Below are 16,440 nucleotides of genomic sequence, written 5' to 3' on the forward strand. Positions count from 1 at the left end.
TCACTGTCCCTTGTACTTCGCGGCGACCTTCTCGGCGAGTCCCTGGCCGTTGTCGAGCGCCTCGTCCACCGTCACCGCGCCCGCGATCGCCGAGCTGATCTGCTGCGACACCTGGGTGCCGAGGTCGGTGAACTCGGGGATGCCGACGAACTGGATGCCGGGCGCCGGGCGTTCCTGCACACCGGGGTTCAACGGCTTCGCGCTCTTGATCGCGGCCTCGGCCATCGCGGAGAACGTGCCGGAGGACTGCTTGTACTCGGGACGCTGGTAGGTCGACGAGCGCTTGCCGTCGGGAAGCTTCGACCAGCCGAGGTTCTTGCCGACCAGTTCCTCGTAGCCCTTGCCGGACGCCCACGAGATGAACTTCCAGGCCGCGTCCTGCTTCTTCGAGGCCTTCTGGATCCCGAACGCCCACGTGTAGAGCCAGCCGGAGCTGTCGGTCTTCACGACCGGCGCCTGGGTGAAGCCGAGCTTGCCCTTGATGGGGGAGTCGTCGGCCTCCAGCAGGCCGGCGGCGACCGTGGCGTCGTACCACATCGCGACCTTGCCCTGCGTCATGTTGTTGAGGCACTCGGCGAACCCGGCCTGCGGGGCACCCGCCTCGCCGTGGTTGCGCACCAGATCCACGTAGAACTTGGTGGCCTCCTTGAACTCCGGCGCGTTGACCTGCGCCTGCCAGTCCTTGGTGAACCACGTGCCGCCGAAGGTGTTCACGACCGTCGTGAGCGGCGCCATGACCTGGCCCCAGCCCGGCTGGCCGCGCAGGCAGATGCCGCGCACCTCGGGCGTGGCGACCTTCGCGGCGGCCTCCGCGACCTGCTGCCAGGTCGGCCTCTCGGGCAGCGTGACGCCCTTTGCCTCGAAGATGTCCTTGCGGTACATGAGGAACGACGACTCGCCGTAGAACGGCTGCGCGTAGACCTTGCCGTCCGCCGCGGTCAGCGACTGCCTGATCGGCTCCAGGATGTCGGCCTGGTCGAACCCGCTGTCCTTGGACACGAAGTCGTCCATCGGCGCGAGCCAGCCGTTCTTGGCGTACATCGGCGTCTCGTAGTTGGAGATCGTCGCGACGTCGTACTGCCCGGCCTGGCTGGAGAAGTCCTGGCTGATCTTGTCGCGGACGTCGTTCTCCGGCAGCACGGTGAAGTTCACCTTGATGCCGGTGTCCTTGGTGAAGTTGTCCGCGGTGAGCTTCTGCAGGTCCTGCATCTGCGGGTTGTTCACCATCAGGACGTTCACCGAGTTCTCACCGCCGCCCCCGCCGCCGGCTCCCGAGCAGGCGGACGCGAGCAGCAACACGGCGGTAGCGGCTCCGAGTGTGCGAATCGACGACATCGTCGGTTCCTTTCAAGGGTTTTTGGGCGCGCTGAAGAGGGGGATGCACCCAAAGGCGAGGGGTGGTCAGGCTCTGATGACCTTGGGGCCTAGAAGTGTGTAGCGGTGGGCCTCGTGCGCGGTGAGGCCGCTGTCGGTGACGATCGCCTCCAGATCGGAGACCTCGGCGAACCGGTGGAAGCTGGAGACACCGAACTTCGTGTGCGTCCCGACGAAGATCTTCCGCCGGGAAGCGCTGAGCGCCTTGGCCTTCACCGCGCCGACCGCCGGGTCGGGCGTGGTCAGGCCGTGCTCGCGGGAGATGCCGTTCGCGCCGATGTAGGCGAGGTCGATGACCATCTCGCCGAGCATCCTGGTGGTCCAGTGGTCCACAGTGGCCAGTGTGTGGCCCCTGACGCGGCCGCCCAGCAGCAGGACGGTGCACGACGGGTGCTCGGACATCGCCGCCGCGGTCGGCAGCGACGCGGTGATGATCGTGAGCGGGTTGGTCGTGGGCAACGCCTCCGCGACGAGTTGCGGCGTGTAGCCCTCGTCGATGAACACGGTCTCGGCGTCGTCGAGGCGTTCGGCGGCCGCCTTCGCGATGCGCCGCTTCTCCGGGACGTGGGACCCGGCGCGGAACCGGAGCCCTGTCTCGAAGCCGGCGCTCTCGACCGGGACACCGCCACCGTGCGTCCGCCGCACCAGGCCGTGCTCGTCGAGCACGCGCAGGTCGCGCCTGACCGTCTCGGGGGCGACGCGCAGTTCCTGCGCCATCTCCACCACGTCGACGCGGCCGTCGGCGCGGGCCCTGGCCAGGATGCGCCGCTTGCGTTCCTCGGCTCGCATGTCACCTGCCCACTCGGCTATTGGTTTGCCCGTTCGGGCTGTGCATAGATGAAACACCCTTGAAACACTGTGGTCGGCACCACAACTGGGTGACATCCTGCCCGATTTTCGCCCGGTTCGCCCTGGTTGCCGCCTCGTTCACGCAGGTCGGCCAGACTGGGCACGCCCGAACTGCTGCGGCGGCGTGCCCGGATGGCCTCCAGATCGTTGCTGAATTCGGTGGAACCGGGCGCTCCGGATTGAAGTCGAACAGGGGTCAACGAGGGGACGAGACGCATGAAGTGGGTCGCGGGGCTGTTCGCGCTGGTGATCTTGGGCTGCGGCGTCCTGCTGGGACTGACGGGCTTCACGAAGTTCGATCCGGCGGCGGGCACGAACAGCAGGCCCGTCACGGACCGGGGTGTGGCACGCGTGGCCGACTGCACGAGCGAGGGACCTGTCGGCAGACACGGCTTCGGTACCTGGTGGAAGTGTCAGGCCGACGTCACGTGGGAGAGCGGGCGGCAGACGAGGGTGACGGCCGAACCGGGCCAGCTCACCCCGTCCGACAAGGGCACCGAGGTACCGGTGGTCCAGCGGGGCGAGGGCAAGGTCCGCAACGGCCCGGACAACCCGCCGGTGTACCGCGCCGATTTCGAACCGAGCGTGGTGCTGGGTATCGGTTCGGTGCTCGGGGGCATAGGGATCGGTGGAATCGGGGCGCTGGTCGTTTTGGGCACGATGGCGTCCCGTCGCAAGAAGGCACAGGAGAGGGACTACTAGATGAATCCGGCAGCGGCTGACCCCGACGCGATGATGCGTCAGTGGAACGAGCAGATCCAGACGAAGCTTCGGCAAGCCGATGAGATGAAACAGGTCGCGAACGCGGTGTCGGTGACGCAGCGTTCCTCTGACGGGTCCGTGTCCGTCACGGTCGACCAGAACGGCGTCGTCTCGGCACTGGACCTGACCGACGCGGCGCTGCGCAAGCAGCCCGCGCAGTTGTCGGCCGAGATCCTCGGTGCGATGCGGACCGCTCAGGCGCAGATCGCGGCCAAGATGCAGGAGGTCATGGCGCCCATCATCGGCGACGACTCCGCGACCATGGGCGCGCTGATGGGCGGCTACCACGAGCGCTTCCCGGAGCCCCCGCCGGTCGATCCCACGCCGCCGCGTCCCACCGGCCCCTCCGATGACGACGACTTCGGCGGGCACAACTTCGCCCGCGACGACAAGGGGTGGTGAGGGGCATGACCGGATCGTTCAACGTCCAGACCGAGGCGATGCGCGAGCACGCCAAGCGGCTGGAGGGCATCGTGAAGCAGATCGCGACGGCGCAGCAGGCCATCGGGCAGGCGAGCATCAACGGCGCCAACGCGTACGGGATCCTCTGCAGCCCGTTGCTGGAGCCGATCATGGGCACCATCGAGGCCGCCGGCACCGGGGCCGTCAACACCGCGCACGGCGTCGTCGACGCCACAGTGGACGGTGTGAACGGCATGGCCGACGTCTACGACGACGTCGACCAGAAGCTCGGCGGCAACTTCAAGAAGATCGTCGAGAAGCTCGGGGAGCTGACGTCATGACCGCACCGAACCCGTTGGTGGCCGCCGCTCCTGGTCCTACGCCCGCTCTGGCCGGCCTCAACCTGGTCGAGCCCGCGGCCGACGCTGTCTCGGCGATCCAGCGCGGCGACTGGGCGGAGGCGGGCATCAACGTCCTCGGCGCGGGCATCGACGCGCTGGGCTTCCTGACCGACCCGTTCGGCACGCTGCTGTCGTCGGCGTTCGCGTGGTTCATCGAGCACGTCGAGCCGTTGACGTCGATGCTCAACTCGCTCGCGGGCAACCCCGGCGTGATCAACCAGAATGCCGCCACCTGGGGCAACGTCGGTGACCACCTCAAGAAGGCCGGCGAGGACATGGCTCGCATGGTCGACGCGGACACCAGCGCGTGGCGTGGAGCGGCAGTCGCCGCCTACGCCGCGGTGGGCAAGGCGCAGGCGACCGGTGTGAAGGCCGCCGGTCTTGCCGCTGAGGGTGTCGGTGCCGCGCTGACCGGTGCGGGTGTGGCCGTCGCGACGGTGCGCACGATCGTGCGTGACCTGATCTCGATGGCGATGAGCGAGCTCGTGCAGGCGCTGATCCGGTGGGCGGCGGCCGCGTTGCTCACGGTCGGGCTCGCGACGCCGGGCATCATCGCGGACGGCATCCGGCTGATCATGAAGTGGGCCAAGAAGGTCTCGGACTGGCTCGACAAGGTGATCACGACGATCCGCAGCCTGTCGAAGCTCGTCAACAAGATCTTCGAGATCCTGGAGAAGTGCAAGGGCGGGCTGGAGGCGATCATGCCGAAGGCCGCCGCGAACGCCGTGGTGAACACGACGGCGATCGGTGTCGTGAAGAACCTGCCGACCGAGGCGGCGAAGGTCGACGACTCGCCCTACGCGACGAGGTGAAGCTCGGGGGTGGCTCGCGGCCACCCCCGACCCCCCGTCTACTTCAGCCAGGCCGCGGCGTCCGGCGGCAGCTGGCCGTTGGCGAGCGCGACGCTTGACAACGTTGGCACGCCCGGCAGATCGATCGCCCGGTCCGACAGGTTGACGACGCAGGTGTGGTCGCCGCGCTGGAACGCCAGCACGTCCTCGCCCAGGTCGAGCCACTCCAGGTCACCGTCGATGCCGCGGCGCTGCGCGAACACCTGCCGGTACAGGGTGAGCATCGACTCGGGGTCGTCCGACTGGACCGCGACCGAGAAGTCCTGCCAGTTCTCCGGTTGCGGCAACCAGCTCGGACCGTCCTCGGCGGACCAGGGCAGGGGCACGCGGCAGCCGTCACGGCCCCGGTCGGTGAAGCCGGAGCGGTGCCACACCGGGTCCTCGCGCAGCTCGTCCGGCAGGTCCTCGACCTCCCAGAGGCCCAGCTCCTCGCCCTGGTAGACGTAGACGCCGCCGGGCAGTGCCGCGGTGAGCATGATCGCCGCACGGGCGCGGCGGGTGCCGAGTTCGAAGTCGGTCGGGGCGCCGTGCTGCCTGTCCGCGAAGGAGAATCCCGTCTTCTCGCGGCCGTAGCGGGTCACGTGCCTGGTGACGTCGTGGTTGGAGAGCACCCAGGTCGGTGGCGCGCCAACGGGTTCGTGCGCGGCCAGCGTGCTGTCGACGACCTTGCGCAGTTCGTCCGCGTTCCACGGACAGCACAGGAAGTCGAAGTTGAACGCGCTGTGCATCTCGTCCTGGCGGAGGTACCGGGCGAACCTGACCGGGTCGGGCAGCCACATCTCGCCGACGAGAATGCGGTCGCCCTCGTACTCGTCGACGATCTGCCGCCACCGGCGGTAGATCTCGTGCACGCCGTCCTGGTCGGAGTAGGGCAGGTCGGCGTCGGGCCTGCTGAAGTCCTTGACCAGGCCGTCGGCCACGTCGATGCGGAAGCCGTCGACGCCGCGGTCGAGCCAGAACCGCAGGATGTCCTCGAACTCGTCGTGGACGACCTGGTTCTCCCAGTTGAAGTCCGGCTGCTCGGCGGCGTAGAGGTGCAGGTACCAGCGGCCGTCCTCGAGCCTGCTCCACGCCGGGCCGCCGAAGCGCGACTGCCAGTCGTTCGGGATCTCCTCGGTGGCACGGACGTGGAAGCGGTCCCACAGGCCGTCCTTGAACCACGGGTGCTGGTCGCTGCTGTGGTTCGGGACGAGGTCGATGATGATCCGGATGCCCAGGCCGTGCGCGTCCGCGATGAGCTTCTCGGCGTCGGCGAGCGACCCGAAGACCGGCTCGATGTCGCGGTAGTCCGCCACGTCGTAGCCGCCGTCCGCGAGCGGGCTCGGGTACCACGGGTTGAGCCAGATCGCGTCGAACCCGAGGCTCGCGATGTGCTGGAGCCTGTCGCGGAGGCCGGCCAGGTCGCCGATGCCGTCACCGTTGCCGTCCGCGAAGCTGCGCAGGTAGACCTGGTAGATGGAAGCGTTGCGCCACCAACTCATCTGGTGTCCTTTCAGCCTTTTACGCCGCCCGCGGTGAGCCCCGCGAGGATGTGCCGCTGGAACGCCAGGAACAGCGCCACCATCGGCAGGCTCGCCAGCACGAGGCCCGCGAGCAGGAGGTTGATCGGGGTGTCCGGGGCGAAGCGCTGAAGCGCGACACTGAGCGTCTGCTTCGCCGGATCGGGGAACACGAGCAGCGGCCAGATGAAGTCCTTCCACGCCGCCACGACCGCGAAGATCGAGACGACGGCGAGGATGGGGCGTGAGATCGGCAGCACGATGCGGACGAGGGTCGTCCACGTTCCGGCGCCGTCGATCCTGGCCGCTTCGAGGAGCTCTTCCGGGATCTGGTCGAAGAACCGCTTGAGCAGGTACACGTTCAGCGCGTTCGCCGCGGCCGGCAACCAGATGCCCGCCGGGTTGTTGAGCAGGTCGAGGTCGGTGAGCGTGAGGTAGACCGGGACCAGAATGGCCGTCGAGGGCAACATCAGCGTCGCCAGCATCAGGCCCATGACCACGTTGCCGAAGATCGGCCGGAGCTTGGACAGCGCGTAGGCCGCGGGGACGATCACGGCCATCTGCACCGCCCACGCGCCGATCGCGACGACGAACGTGTTGAGGAAGAACCGGCCCAGGTCCATGTAGTTCCAGGCGTCGACGTACGCGCCCGGTTCCCACGTCCGCGGCAGGATGGTCGGCGGTTGCTGGGCCAGTTCCGCCGGCGGTTTGAACGCGCCGAGCAGCACCCACACCAGCGGGAGCAGGAACGCCGCCGTGAACAGGACCAGCGTGCCGATCAGGACGATCCAGTACGCCGGGCCCGTTCCCCTGGTGAGAGTCCTCATGCGTCGGCCTTCTTGGTGATCTTGAGGTAGAGGAAGGAGAAGACGCCCAGCACCGCGAAGAGGATCAGGCTCAGCGCGCTCGCGGTGCCGAAGTCGTTGTAGTAGAAGGCGTAGCGGTACAGCAGGAGCAGCACGGTGACCGTGGACTCCTCCGGGCCGCCGCCGGTCATGATGAACGGCTCGGTGAAGACCTGCATGGTCGCGACGACCTGCAGCAGCAACAGCATCAGGATCACGAACTTGGTCTGCGGGATCGTGATGTGCCAGACCTTCTTGACGATCCCCGCGCCGTCCAGGTCGGCGGCCTCGTACAGCTCACCGGGGATGGTCTGCAGCGCGGCCAGGTAGATCAGCGTCGCCGAGCCCATGTTCGCCCAGGTGATCACCAGGACCAGGCTGATCATGCTGGTGTCCGCGGAGTCGAGCCACTGGGACGTCGGCAGCCCGAGTCCTCTGAGGACGGAGTTGAACAGGCCCGGTCCCGGGTCGTAGAACCACTTCCACAGCAGGGCCGTCACGACCGGCGGCAACATCACCGGCAGGTAGACCAGCAGGCGGAAGTAGCCCTTGGCGTGCCGTAGTTCGTTGAGCACCACGGCGGTCAGGAACGGGACGCCGAAACCGAGGACCAGTGCCAGCAGCGTGAAGTACAAGGTGTTGCGCCACGCCACCCCGAACAGCGGGTCCGCGAAGAGTCGCTCGAAGTTCTCCCAGCCCACCCAGTCGGGACTCGTGACGAAGTTGACCTGCTGGAAGCTCAGGACCACCCCGCGCACGATGGGGTACCAGGAGAAGACCGCGAAGACGACCAGCGCGGCACTCAGGAAGCCGTACGCGGTGACGTGGCGCCGCACTCACTTCACCTGCGCCAGAACGGCGTTGACCTTGGTCTCCGCGTCCTTCAGCAGTGCCGAGTGGTCGGCGTCGGAGTTCGTCAGCGTCGCCTGCACCACGCTGTCGAGGATCGCGTAGACCTGTTGCGCCTGCGGCGGTTCGAGCGAGCCCCTGGTCTTCTCCGAACCGTCCACATAGGCCTGGAAGTTCTTCACCGGCATGGTGGCGTACTTGGCCTTCAGGTCTTCCTGCTGCTTGCGCGGCTCACCGGTCCAGATGTCGGCGATCGGCGGGATCGGCAGGCCGACGGGCTGCCCGCGGTCCTTGTACTTCTGCAGGTTGCCTTCGAGCCGGTCCGGGTTCAGGTACTTCCACTGGATCCACTTCAGGCCCGCCCTGATCTTCTCCGGCGTGGCCTTCGGGTTGATCATGTAGCCCTCGCCGCCGAGCAGGGTGCCCTTCTGCTCCGGGATCGCGGCCAGGCCATAGTCGTCGTAGCGGCCCTTGAACTGGTTGACGATCGCGGCGACGTTGTCGGGCGCGGCCAGGTACATGCCGAGCTGCCCGGCGCCCATCATGTTCTGCACGTCACCGATCTCCAGGAGCTGCTTCTCGCCCATGGAGTTGTCGTCCCAGCGCATCTCCTTGAGCCTGCGCAGGACTTCCCTGCCCTTGTCGTTGTTGAAGTCGGCCTTGTAGGTGTCGCCGTCCTTGCGGGCGATGTCACCGCCGACGGACTTCATCCACGTGGTGAAGTGCCAGCCACCCTGGTTGCTCTTGCTGTACTCGGCGAACCCGGTGACGCCGGCGTCCTTGAGCTTCTTGGCCGCGGCGCGGACCTCGTCCCACGTCTTCGGCGGCGAGTCGGGGTCCAGGCCCGCCTTGGTGAAGTTGGTGCGGCTGTAGAGCAGGCCCATCGTGTAGTTGGCGGTGGGCAGGCCGTAGACCTTGCCGTCGACCGTGAAGACGTCCTTGAGCTCCTGCTTCAGGTCGCCGTAGTGCGGGACGTCCTTGACGTAGTCGGTCAGGTCGGCCGCCTGCTTGCGGGCGATGAGCGCCGCGGGGTCGGTGAAGTAGACGTAGAAGACGTCCTCCAACTGGCCACCGGCGAGCTTGGCGCTGAACGTCTTCGGGTCCATGAACCCCTCGTGCGGCACGAGGTCGATGTCCGGGTTCGCTGTCTCGAACTCCGCGACGTCCTCGTCGAAGACCTTGCGGTCGAACGCCTGGGTCTGTGGCGGCTGACCGTTGATGTTGACCTGAACCTTGCCGCCGGGCTCGGTCGTGGAACCGCTCCCACAGCCGACGGAGCTTAGGGCCAGGACACCGCCAATCAGCACGGCAGCGGACTTCTTCATGGTGGGGCCGCCCTTCTCACGAGCGCGTCGATGTGACGGCGACCATAAGGCGCCGTTACATCTGAACGCAATATCTAGACGAAAACTCGCAAGAAGACGACTGCTCTCGTTACCTCACCGGCGCACTGGACGCCCGCACCACCAACTCGGGCTCGAACAGCAACTCGTCCGGCGCCACCGCGTTGCCGGAGATCTGGTTGGCCAGCAGCTCGACGGCCGCCCGCCCCATCGCCTCGATCGGCTGCCGGACCGTGGTCAGCGGCGGATCAGTGCAGGTCATGAAGGCGGAATCGTCGTACCCAATGATCGACACGTCCTTGGGCACGTCCAGTCCCGCACGCCGCACGGCCCTGATCGCACCCAGCGCCAGGGGGTCGCTCGCGCAGATGATCGCCGTGACCCCACGCTGCACCAGCTTGGTCGCGGCCGCCTGCCCGCCCTCCAGGCTGAACATCGCGTGCTCGACATCGGCCCCGCCGCACTTGTCGATGGCCAGCTGCTTGCGCAGGCTCGGCACGTGGTCCAGCGGCCCGAGCACTGCCCCGATCCGCCGATGCCCCAGCGACGTCAGATGCCCGTACGCCTGCTCCACGGCCACCGCGTCATCACACGACACCCGAGGAAACGCCAGATCGTCTATAGCGGCGTTGACCAGCACCGTAGGCAACTTGCGGGACATCATCTGCTGGTAATGACCGTGACTCGCGTCCTTCTGCGCGTACAGCCCACCGGCGAACACAATGCCGCTGACGTGCTGCTCCAGCAGCAGCTCCAGGTACTCCGCCTCAGTCACCCCGCCGGCCGTCCGAGTGCACAGAACGGGCGTGAACCCCCGTTGCGCCAGCGCGTTCCCGACCACGTCCGCGAAAGCGGGGAAGATCGGGTTCTGCAACTCGGGCAACACCAGCCCGACCAGCCTCGCCCGTTCCCCCCTGAGCTGCGTCGGCCTCTCGTAACCCAGCACGTCAAGCGCGGTAAGCACGGCACTCCGCGTGGCGTCCGAGACCCCCGGCTTGCCGTTCAGCACCCGGCTGACGGTGGCCTCGCTGACCCCGACCTTGGCCGCGACCTCGGCCAGCCTCCGTTGCGTCATGGCGCAAGTGTACGCAATTTCTTGCGCTCACTTGCAAGGCACTCAGCCCATTGCCTCTCGCCACAGCAAAGCCACGCCGTGCCCCGGCAGCAGCCACGACCGCACGTCCAGGTCCTCGAGCTCACCTGCTTCCAGCCAGCGCGCGGCCGCCGTCGCCGACCGGAAGGTGAAGGGCATGACCCGGAACTCGTGCCTGGGGGACTGGTCGACCTCCAGTCCGGTCGCGTCGAAGCTGATGGTGTCCACAAAGGATGGATAGGGCGACTGCCAGTAGCAGAAGCCGTCGTTGGTGCGCTGCAACGTGCGTGACCAGACGGTGAGCTCGCGGATCGCGCGCACCACGTGGTCGTCCGCGATGCGGCTGAGGTCGCACTCGAGGATCCGCAGGTCACTCATGTGGTCCAGCGGGCTGAGCTTGCCCAGCGGGCCCGTGGACTCGCGGAAGAACGTCAGGTAGTTGGCCCATTGGTCGAACCTCACCTCGACCGGCGGGATCTGGCTGGGTTCCGCCGAGCGGCGCAGTCCTTCGTGGTCGAGGTAGTCGATGGCGATCTGGGTGGAGTGGCGCAGGTCGTCGACCGAGTCGAGGAACAGCGACGGGTCCGGGATGAAGTACAGCTCGAACAACGGGTAGCGGCAGGCGGCGCTGATGCTGTCGCGCAGGGTGGCGTTCGAGGTGGCGAAGATGACGAAGCGCTCGGTCGGGACGTCGTTGCGGAACCGGTACTGCTGCGTCGTCATCAGGTGGTACGTCTTGGTGTCGATGCCCTGCAGTTCCAGCTTCACGGTGGTGCTGGTGCTGATCGTCAGGTCGTCGCCGCGCGGGCGCATGCCGTCGCCGCCGAGCACACCCGCCACCACGTCGTCGTTCGCGTCGTTCGGGCCGTACACGGACGAGAGGAAGGTGCGCAGCACCTCGGACGGCAGCAGGTGCTCGACGATGCCAGGCCCGGAGATCCGGCCGAACTCCGCGACGAGGCGCTTGTGCAGGAACAGTTCGTAGAAGCCGAGCAGAAATCCGGCGAGCGCCGGCAGCGGCCAGAACACGACCAGCGCGTCGTGGAGGACGCTGCGCGAAGTGGGCTGCCACAGCAGGACCGCCGTCAGGTCCGCGGCCGCGACGGTGACCAGCAGGATTGCGACGGCCAGCGCTTGTTTGTGCCTGCGCGCCGTCACCACCTGGTCGCCGCCCCCTCACTCCACCGGTTGTCCATACATGGTGGGAGTGATGAGGGGTCAGCGCCAGCCCCTTTCGGTCACCGCCGTATCAGCGCGACCTGCCCCAGATCGGGTTGTCCGACACCCCGACGTAGGTGCTGAGCGTCGCTTTGGGCTGCGTGTCGTCCGTGGCCACGTCGTTGTACAACCCGAGCAGATGGGTGGTCATCGCGCTCTTCGCGCCCACCTCGTCGTGCCGGCGGAGGAACCAGATCACCTGTTCGTGCTCGTTCGCGGAACGGTTGTGCACCTCGCGGGACGGGTGCGCGTGCCGCTTGCAGTCCTGCAGGCCCGGCACGAGCACCTGGTACATCTGCTCCAGCAGTTCGTTGTGCGACGCGCGGATCAGTGCCGAGTGGAACTCCTCGTCCGACTCGATCACCTCCTGGGTGTCCTCGACCGGCGCGCGCTGGTAGCGGTGGTTCAGCTTGGCGAGTTCGTCCAGTTCGCCGTCGCCGGCGCGCACCGCGGCCAGCGACGCCGCGGTGGTCTCCAGCGCGATCCGCACTTCCAGCAGGTCGGTCTGGGAGAACTGCCGCGCGGCGAGCCTTCCCTCGATGTGCTCCTCGACGGCGGCGAGGTCGGTGCGGCGGACGTACCAGCCCAGCCCGCGGCGGACCTCGACGATGCCCTGCAACTGGAGCCGCTGCAGGGCCGTGCGCAGCGACGACCGGGCAACATCCAGTTTGCGGGCGAGTTCCGGCTCGGTGGGGAGGCGGTCGCCGGCTCTGAGGGTGCCGCCGATGATCTGCTCCCGGAGCTTTTGCTCGATGAGCTCCGGCAGGGGCCGTCGCGAATCAGGCGAGAGCGACCAGCTCTCGCCGCGATGAACGTCCTCGGCGGGCATTGGTCCAGCTTAGGCGTGTTGCCGGTCAGTTGCAACTTGTCTGGCAACCCGGCGACCGTTGACAGACAACCTACAACGCGAGACTCTTGTCCCAGGCGAGGCGCCTGGGACCGCCCACACCCGGGAGCACGTACTCGCCTAGTCGGGAGGGAACGAGATGTCCGCAGGGAGTGCACTCGGAATCGCCGCCGCCGTCGCAGTCGCCGTCACCGCGATCGGCTGGCGCACCGTGATCACGATGATCGCCGTCTCGGTCATCGCACTGGCCGTCGTCGGCTTCGTGAACGTCACCAGCATCATGTTCGGCTGATGAACAGAACCAACCGGTGCCCGGTCGGCGTCCCCCAGGCGCAGGCCGGGCACCGGTCCTGTGGGGGATCCCGGTTTCGCGTCGGTGACGCAGGTCGCTATCTTCCCGCGACAGGGAGTTTTCGGTGGTCAAGCGCCGGCTCCACGCCGCCGGGTACGTGAACACGGGGTCTTCGATGTTGAGTTCTCCATCAGCACCCGCGCTGCATGCGCGGCTCGCGCCCGCGGACGTGCTGGTCGACGAGCGACGTGCGCTCTACCGCCTCGCCGTCGAACTGTTCGCACCCGGCACGGAGATGTCAGACAACCTCCTCGACCATCCGATCGTGCGCTACGAGATCGGTCGCGCTCTGGCGGGGCACGGTGGCGTGGACCCGGAGGCGCTGCGTGAAGTCGCCGCGATGGGCGTGCGGGACGTCGGCATCGCGGTGGCGTCCGATCCGGCGGCCGCTGAACAGCTCGAAGCGCCGTTGCGCATCATCGCCCCACCCGGTCAGGCGCCGCGGCCGCTGACCGAGGCGGACGGAGAGCGGTTCGAGACGGCGGTCAGGATCGTGGCCGACGGCGTCGACCTGTTCAGGCGACTCGCGCCCGCGATGGCCGGCGATCTGCTGGCCCACGTATCGATGCTCGCGGTGCTCAGGGCGGAGACGTCCGGGGGAGTGGTCTCCGCGTCGTCGCGATACGTGCCCGGAATCGTGCTGATCGACGAGCCGGTCGGCCCGATGGAGGTAGCTGAGGCGCTTGTGCACGAGGGCGCGCACGAGAAGTTCTTCGACTTGGCCATCACGCGAGAGTTCCTCGACACGCACGCCGAAGACGCGGAGTATTTCGAGAACTCGTGGTCTCACGCCCGATGGCCCCTGGAACAGACCTTTGCGGCCTGGCACGCCTACACCTGTCTCGGCCAGTTCTTCCTGTTGTCCGAGCCGGCACAGCTTGGCCCGCACTCCTTGCTGCCCAAGGCGCGGGAGCGGGCCGCGGAGATCGGCGACTGGTTGCTGGCGCACGAGCATGACCTGCTGCCGGACGCCCGATGGTTGCTGCGCGCTCTCGCGGGCCAAGTGGCCGAGGCGGCGGACGGGGTGTCCACTGTGGATGCGTCCCTCCTTGCTGCCGGCATCCGCGAGGACGGGAACTTCCGAGTGCCGCCGGACGTGACCTACCGGCTCGCGAAGAGTGGTCGCGCCGTGGTGGGTCGCATGGAGGAACGGCCGGAGATCTTCTGGCTCGACTCCGACGCCGGCTGGGTGCTGAACGAGTGCCGCCAGGCGCCGGGGCCGTTCGGACTGCTGCTCGGGAACGCCACCGAGCAGTGGCGGGTCGACCTGCCCGAGGCGCGACGGCGGCTGGCAGCCGCTCTGGGGTCGTTGCACGTGTTCTCAATCATTGAAGCGAGTGAGTGACCTTTCAGAAGGAACCATGACCACCTCGAACTGGGTTGTCCGTCAGCAGCTGTTCCCTCCGGCCGTGGGAGCGCGCCTCCCGCGGCTGCCGCCTGGAGCGGGCATGCCAGAGAGGCGGTCCGTGGTACCGATCGAGTGGTTCCGGCGCATGCCGAACGGTGGGACGGTCTACCTCCGTTCGCCACGTTGATCTTGCTGGCGGCACCGGTGTCCGCCGCAGGTATTTTCGCGCCGAATGAGAAATGAGTTCATTTCTGCTATTCCTGGGGCGGGTCCGTCGCGCCTAGGATGGCCGCCGGGAGCAGGTGCGGGCCGCGAACGTGCAGGTGAGGCCCCTTGCGGGGCGTTGTAGACTGCCGCATCCGGTCCACCCGGTGTGCCAAAACCCTTACGTGCTCGACGCCGCCACCAGTCGTTTTCCGGCGTGTGTCGTGACGATAGGCGATGAATACCGTTCGAGGTCACACTCAGGCGAACCGGGTATCACCAGCTCGACACCGTGTTGTAGACGGGTGTGGCCAGGGCTTCCCGGGTATCCGGAGTTTCCTCGTGCGCAGGCCCCGACCCCATTCGTCGAGAAGGAACCATGACCACCCCGAACCAGCCTCTCGGTCGGCCCCAGATCCCCCTTGGTGCCGGCGTTCCCGTTCCCCACCTCCCCACTGGTGTGGGTCCGGTGCTCGGCCAGCCCGTTACTCCCGTTGACTGGTTCCGGCGCATGCCGAACGGTGGCACGGTGTTCCTCAAGCCCGCCGACGCGGCGGAGAACGACTGAGAGTCGTTCCGTGTGCTTTCGAGGGGGTCTGCCGTCAGGCAGGCCCCTTCGGCGTTCGGTCGTTTGGGGATGCGACCTCACGGACGGGTAACAACTCGGCCACAAGGGCGAAGTTGATCGTCATCTAGACCGTTCGGGGGACGTCGATCGTCTTAGATCGCCGAATCCGCCAACCCTCACGGAGTAACCCGATGCGCCTGACGCCTCTGAGAAGATCCGGCCTGCTCGCCTCGGCCGCCATGGCCGCTGTGGCCACGCTCGCCCTGGCGACCACGTCGCTCGCTGAGCAGGATGCGCCGGTCAGCGGTGACCCGCGTGCGACGGCGTACCTCAAGAACGTCGACATCAAGCACCCCGAGGCCTGCACCGTGGGCGGGCTGACCGGGGTCACGATCCACCCGGACCTGTTCGACTACTCAGGTGGCGACAACCAGCTGCACCTGAACATCACCGGACTGTCCCGACTGCCCGAGGGCATGAAGGTCACGGGCATCGTGGTCAAGGGCGGCCCCGTGTTCAACGTCTACCTCGCTGACAAGCTCGGCGCGACGTTGCCGTGGGAGAAGCTCCGCGCTCCCCTGAAGGACAACGGGAACGGCTCGGACATCAGCCACTGGTACGGCTGTGGCATCAAGGACACGACGACCACCCCGACCACGACGACGACCACCACGACGACTACGACCGTGACGCAGTCGTCGACCCCGTCCTCGTCATCCGGCACCACCACGACGACCACCGGGGCGTCGTCCTCCGACGTCGCGCCGACCACGACCACCACGGCCGCGGTCGTGCCGGTCGCGAACGAGGACGACCTCGCCGCCACCGGGTTCGGGTCCGCCTGGATGCTCGGGCTCGGTGCCGCGCTCGTCGCCGCTGGTGCCGCGCTGGTGCTCGTGATGCGCAGGCGTCGCATCTAAGACACTGCATGAGCACGCCCCAGAGCGTGCGTCGTGTCTGAAGGAGCCGCCCCGCCGCCGTAGATCCCTACGGTGCGCTGGGCGGCTTCTTCGTTGTTCGCGGAGGAGGCAGCCGGCATCAGCCCTGGGGGAGCAGCGACTCCATTTCCGCGATCTCCTTCTCCTGGTGGCTGACGACGTCCTGGGCGAGCTTGCGGGTCTCCGGGTCGGTGCCGGCGGAGAGGTGCTTGCGCGCCATGTCCACGGCGCCGCGGTGGTGCTGGATCATCAGCGACAGCCACTGGCGGTCGAACTCGGTGCCGTCCAGGTCGGCGAGGTTGCCCAGTTCGACCATGCCGTGCGATTCGGTGTGGCCGTGTGAGGACGCCTGCACGGGCGCGTTCCACGTGCGGAGCCAGCCGTTCATGCGGTCGATCTCGGGCTTCTGGGCGTCCGCGATGCGCTTGGCCAGATCGATCAGCCTGGGGTTCTCCGTGCGGGACGGGACTAGGCCGGACATCTCCAGCGCCTGCTCGTGGTGCGGCACCATCCCCTGGGCGAACGTGACGTCCGCGGAGTTGTGCGTGGCCGGAGAGCCACAGGCGGCCAGCAACAGGACAGAAGCGACAGCGAGCAATCGAAGCACGGCGGCAGGATACGTGTGACGTGCGCTACGCCGCTGGCCACCGGCCATGGCCCACCCGAATGGAGCTGATCGGCTCCGTCTAATATCCGG

Annotated in this window: 18 protein-coding genes; 8 read left to right on the forward strand and 10 right to left on the reverse strand. The window is 67.5% G+C overall.

Annotation, left to right across the window (positions count from 1 at the left end):
- Entirely contained in the window at positions 1-1,335 is a 1,335-nt protein-coding gene (locus tag BLR21_RS22805; protein WP_090008047.1) for an ABC transporter substrate-binding protein, read from the reverse strand.
- A 66-nt stretch (positions 1,336-1,401) separates the two neighbouring features.
- Complete coding sequence (locus BLR21_RS22810; RefSeq protein ID WP_090008048.1) at positions 1,402-2,163, reverse strand: DeoR/GlpR family DNA-binding transcription regulator; 762 nt, start codon at positions 2,161-2,163, stop codon at positions 1,402-1,404.
- 276 nt (positions 2,164-2,439) lie between these two features.
- On the opposite strand from BLR21_RS22810, the gene BLR21_RS22815 reads away from it, so the two are divergent.
- From BLR21_RS22815 to BLR21_RS22830, 4 genes are read left to right on the forward strand one after another with little or no spacing between them, the layout of a single operon-like run.
- Complete coding sequence (locus BLR21_RS22815) at positions 2,440-2,925, forward strand: DUF6346 domain-containing protein (RefSeq protein WP_090008049.1); 486 nt, start codon at positions 2,440-2,442, stop codon at positions 2,923-2,925.
- Complete coding sequence (locus BLR21_RS22820) at positions 2,926-3,387, forward strand: YbaB/EbfC family nucleoid-associated protein (RefSeq protein ID WP_090008051.1); 462 nt, start codon at positions 2,926-2,928, stop codon at positions 3,385-3,387.
- Positions 3,388-3,392: 5 nt separating this feature from the next.
- A complete protein-coding gene (locus tag BLR21_RS22825) occupies positions 3,393-3,728 on the forward strand; it encodes a type VII secretion target (RefSeq protein ID WP_090008052.1) in 336 nt (111 codons plus the stop codon).
- The gene (locus BLR21_RS22830) at positions 3,725-4,600 is read left to right on the forward strand and encodes a hypothetical protein (RefSeq protein WP_090008054.1); all 876 of its coding nucleotides are present in this window, start codon (positions 3,725-3,727) and stop codon (positions 4,598-4,600) included. The genes BLR21_RS22825 and BLR21_RS22830 overlap by 4 nt, the downstream gene beginning before the upstream one ends.
- 38 nt (positions 4,601-4,638) lie before the next feature.
- On the opposite strand, the gene BLR21_RS22835 is transcribed toward BLR21_RS22830, so the two are convergent.
- The 7 genes from BLR21_RS22835 to BLR21_RS22860 all read right to left on the reverse strand — a co-directional run bounded on the left by BLR21_RS22835 (position 4,639) and on the right by BLR21_RS22860 (position 12,315).
- On the reverse strand, positions 4,639-6,120 hold the full coding sequence (locus BLR21_RS22835; RefSeq protein WP_090008056.1) for a glycoside hydrolase family 13 protein: 1,482 nt from the start codon (positions 6,118-6,120) through the stop codon (positions 4,639-4,641).
- Between the two features lie 11 nt (positions 6,121-6,131).
- Positions 6,132-6,965, reverse strand: a complete 834-nt coding sequence (locus BLR21_RS22840) for a carbohydrate ABC transporter permease (protein WP_090008058.1) — start codon at positions 6,963-6,965, stop codon at positions 6,132-6,134.
- Positions 6,962-7,819 (reverse strand): carbohydrate ABC transporter permease, encoded by an 858-nt coding sequence (locus BLR21_RS42660; protein WP_030479259.1) that lies wholly within the window; start codon positions 7,817-7,819, stop codon positions 6,962-6,964. Before BLR21_RS42660 ends, BLR21_RS22840 begins: the two co-directional genes overlap by 4 nt.
- A complete protein-coding gene (locus BLR21_RS42665; protein WP_176929748.1) occupies positions 7,820-9,157 on the reverse strand; it encodes an ABC transporter substrate-binding protein in 1,338 nt (445 codons plus the stop codon).
- A gap of 109 nt (positions 9,158-9,266) precedes the next feature.
- Positions 9,267-10,250 (reverse strand): LacI family DNA-binding transcriptional regulator, encoded by a 984-nt coding sequence (locus BLR21_RS22850; RefSeq protein ID WP_090008060.1) that lies wholly within the window; start codon positions 10,248-10,250, stop codon positions 9,267-9,269.
- A 42-nt stretch (positions 10,251-10,292) separates the two neighbouring features.
- Positions 10,293-11,426 carry a hypothetical protein gene (locus BLR21_RS22855; protein WP_256334868.1) on the reverse strand — a complete coding sequence of 378 codons (1,134 nt, stop codon included), beginning with the start codon at positions 11,424-11,426 and terminating at the stop codon, positions 10,293-10,295.
- A 91-nt stretch (positions 11,427-11,517) separates the two neighbouring features.
- The gene (locus tag BLR21_RS22860; protein ID WP_090008062.1) at positions 11,518-12,315 is read right to left on the reverse strand and encodes a FadR/GntR family transcriptional regulator; all 798 of its coding nucleotides are present in this window, start codon (positions 12,313-12,315) and stop codon (positions 11,518-11,520) included.
- Between the two features lie 157 nt (positions 12,316-12,472).
- Here BLR21_RS22860 and BLR21_RS42670 point away from each other — a divergent pair, with 157 nt between their 5' ends.
- From BLR21_RS42670 to BLR21_RS22870, 4 genes are all read left to right on the forward strand, one after another.
- Positions 12,473-12,625, forward strand: coding sequence for a hypothetical protein (locus BLR21_RS42670; RefSeq protein WP_169746011.1), 153 nt, complete (start codon positions 12,473-12,475; stop codon positions 12,623-12,625).
- Between the two features lie 124 nt (positions 12,626-12,749).
- Entirely contained in the window at positions 12,750-14,030 is a 1,281-nt protein-coding gene (locus BLR21_RS22865; RefSeq protein ID WP_090008064.1) for an aKG-HExxH-type peptide beta-hydroxylase, read from the forward strand.
- Positions 14,031-14,616: 586 nt separating this feature from the next.
- The gene (locus BLR21_RS41760) at positions 14,617-14,805 is read left to right on the forward strand and encodes a hypothetical protein (RefSeq protein ID WP_143027837.1); all 189 of its coding nucleotides are present in this window, start codon (positions 14,617-14,619) and stop codon (positions 14,803-14,805) included.
- 191 nt (positions 14,806-14,996) lie between these two features.
- On the forward strand, positions 14,997-15,725 hold the full coding sequence (locus tag BLR21_RS22870) for an LPXTG cell wall anchor domain-containing protein (RefSeq protein ID WP_143027838.1): 729 nt from the start codon (positions 14,997-14,999) through the stop codon (positions 15,723-15,725).
- Between the two features lie 118 nt (positions 15,726-15,843).
- Here the strand turns inward: BLR21_RS22870 and BLR21_RS22875 are convergent, their stop codons facing one another.
- Entirely contained in the window at positions 15,844-16,350 is a 507-nt protein-coding gene (locus BLR21_RS22875) for a DUF305 domain-containing protein (RefSeq protein ID WP_218130938.1), read from the reverse strand.
- Positions 16,351-16,440 lie beyond the last annotated feature (90 nt).

The sequence above is a fragment of the Lentzea albidocapillata subsp. violacea genome (assembly GCF_900100275.1).
Classification (GTDB): Bacteria; Actinomycetota; Actinomycetes; order Mycobacteriales; family Pseudonocardiaceae; genus Lentzea; species Lentzea violacea.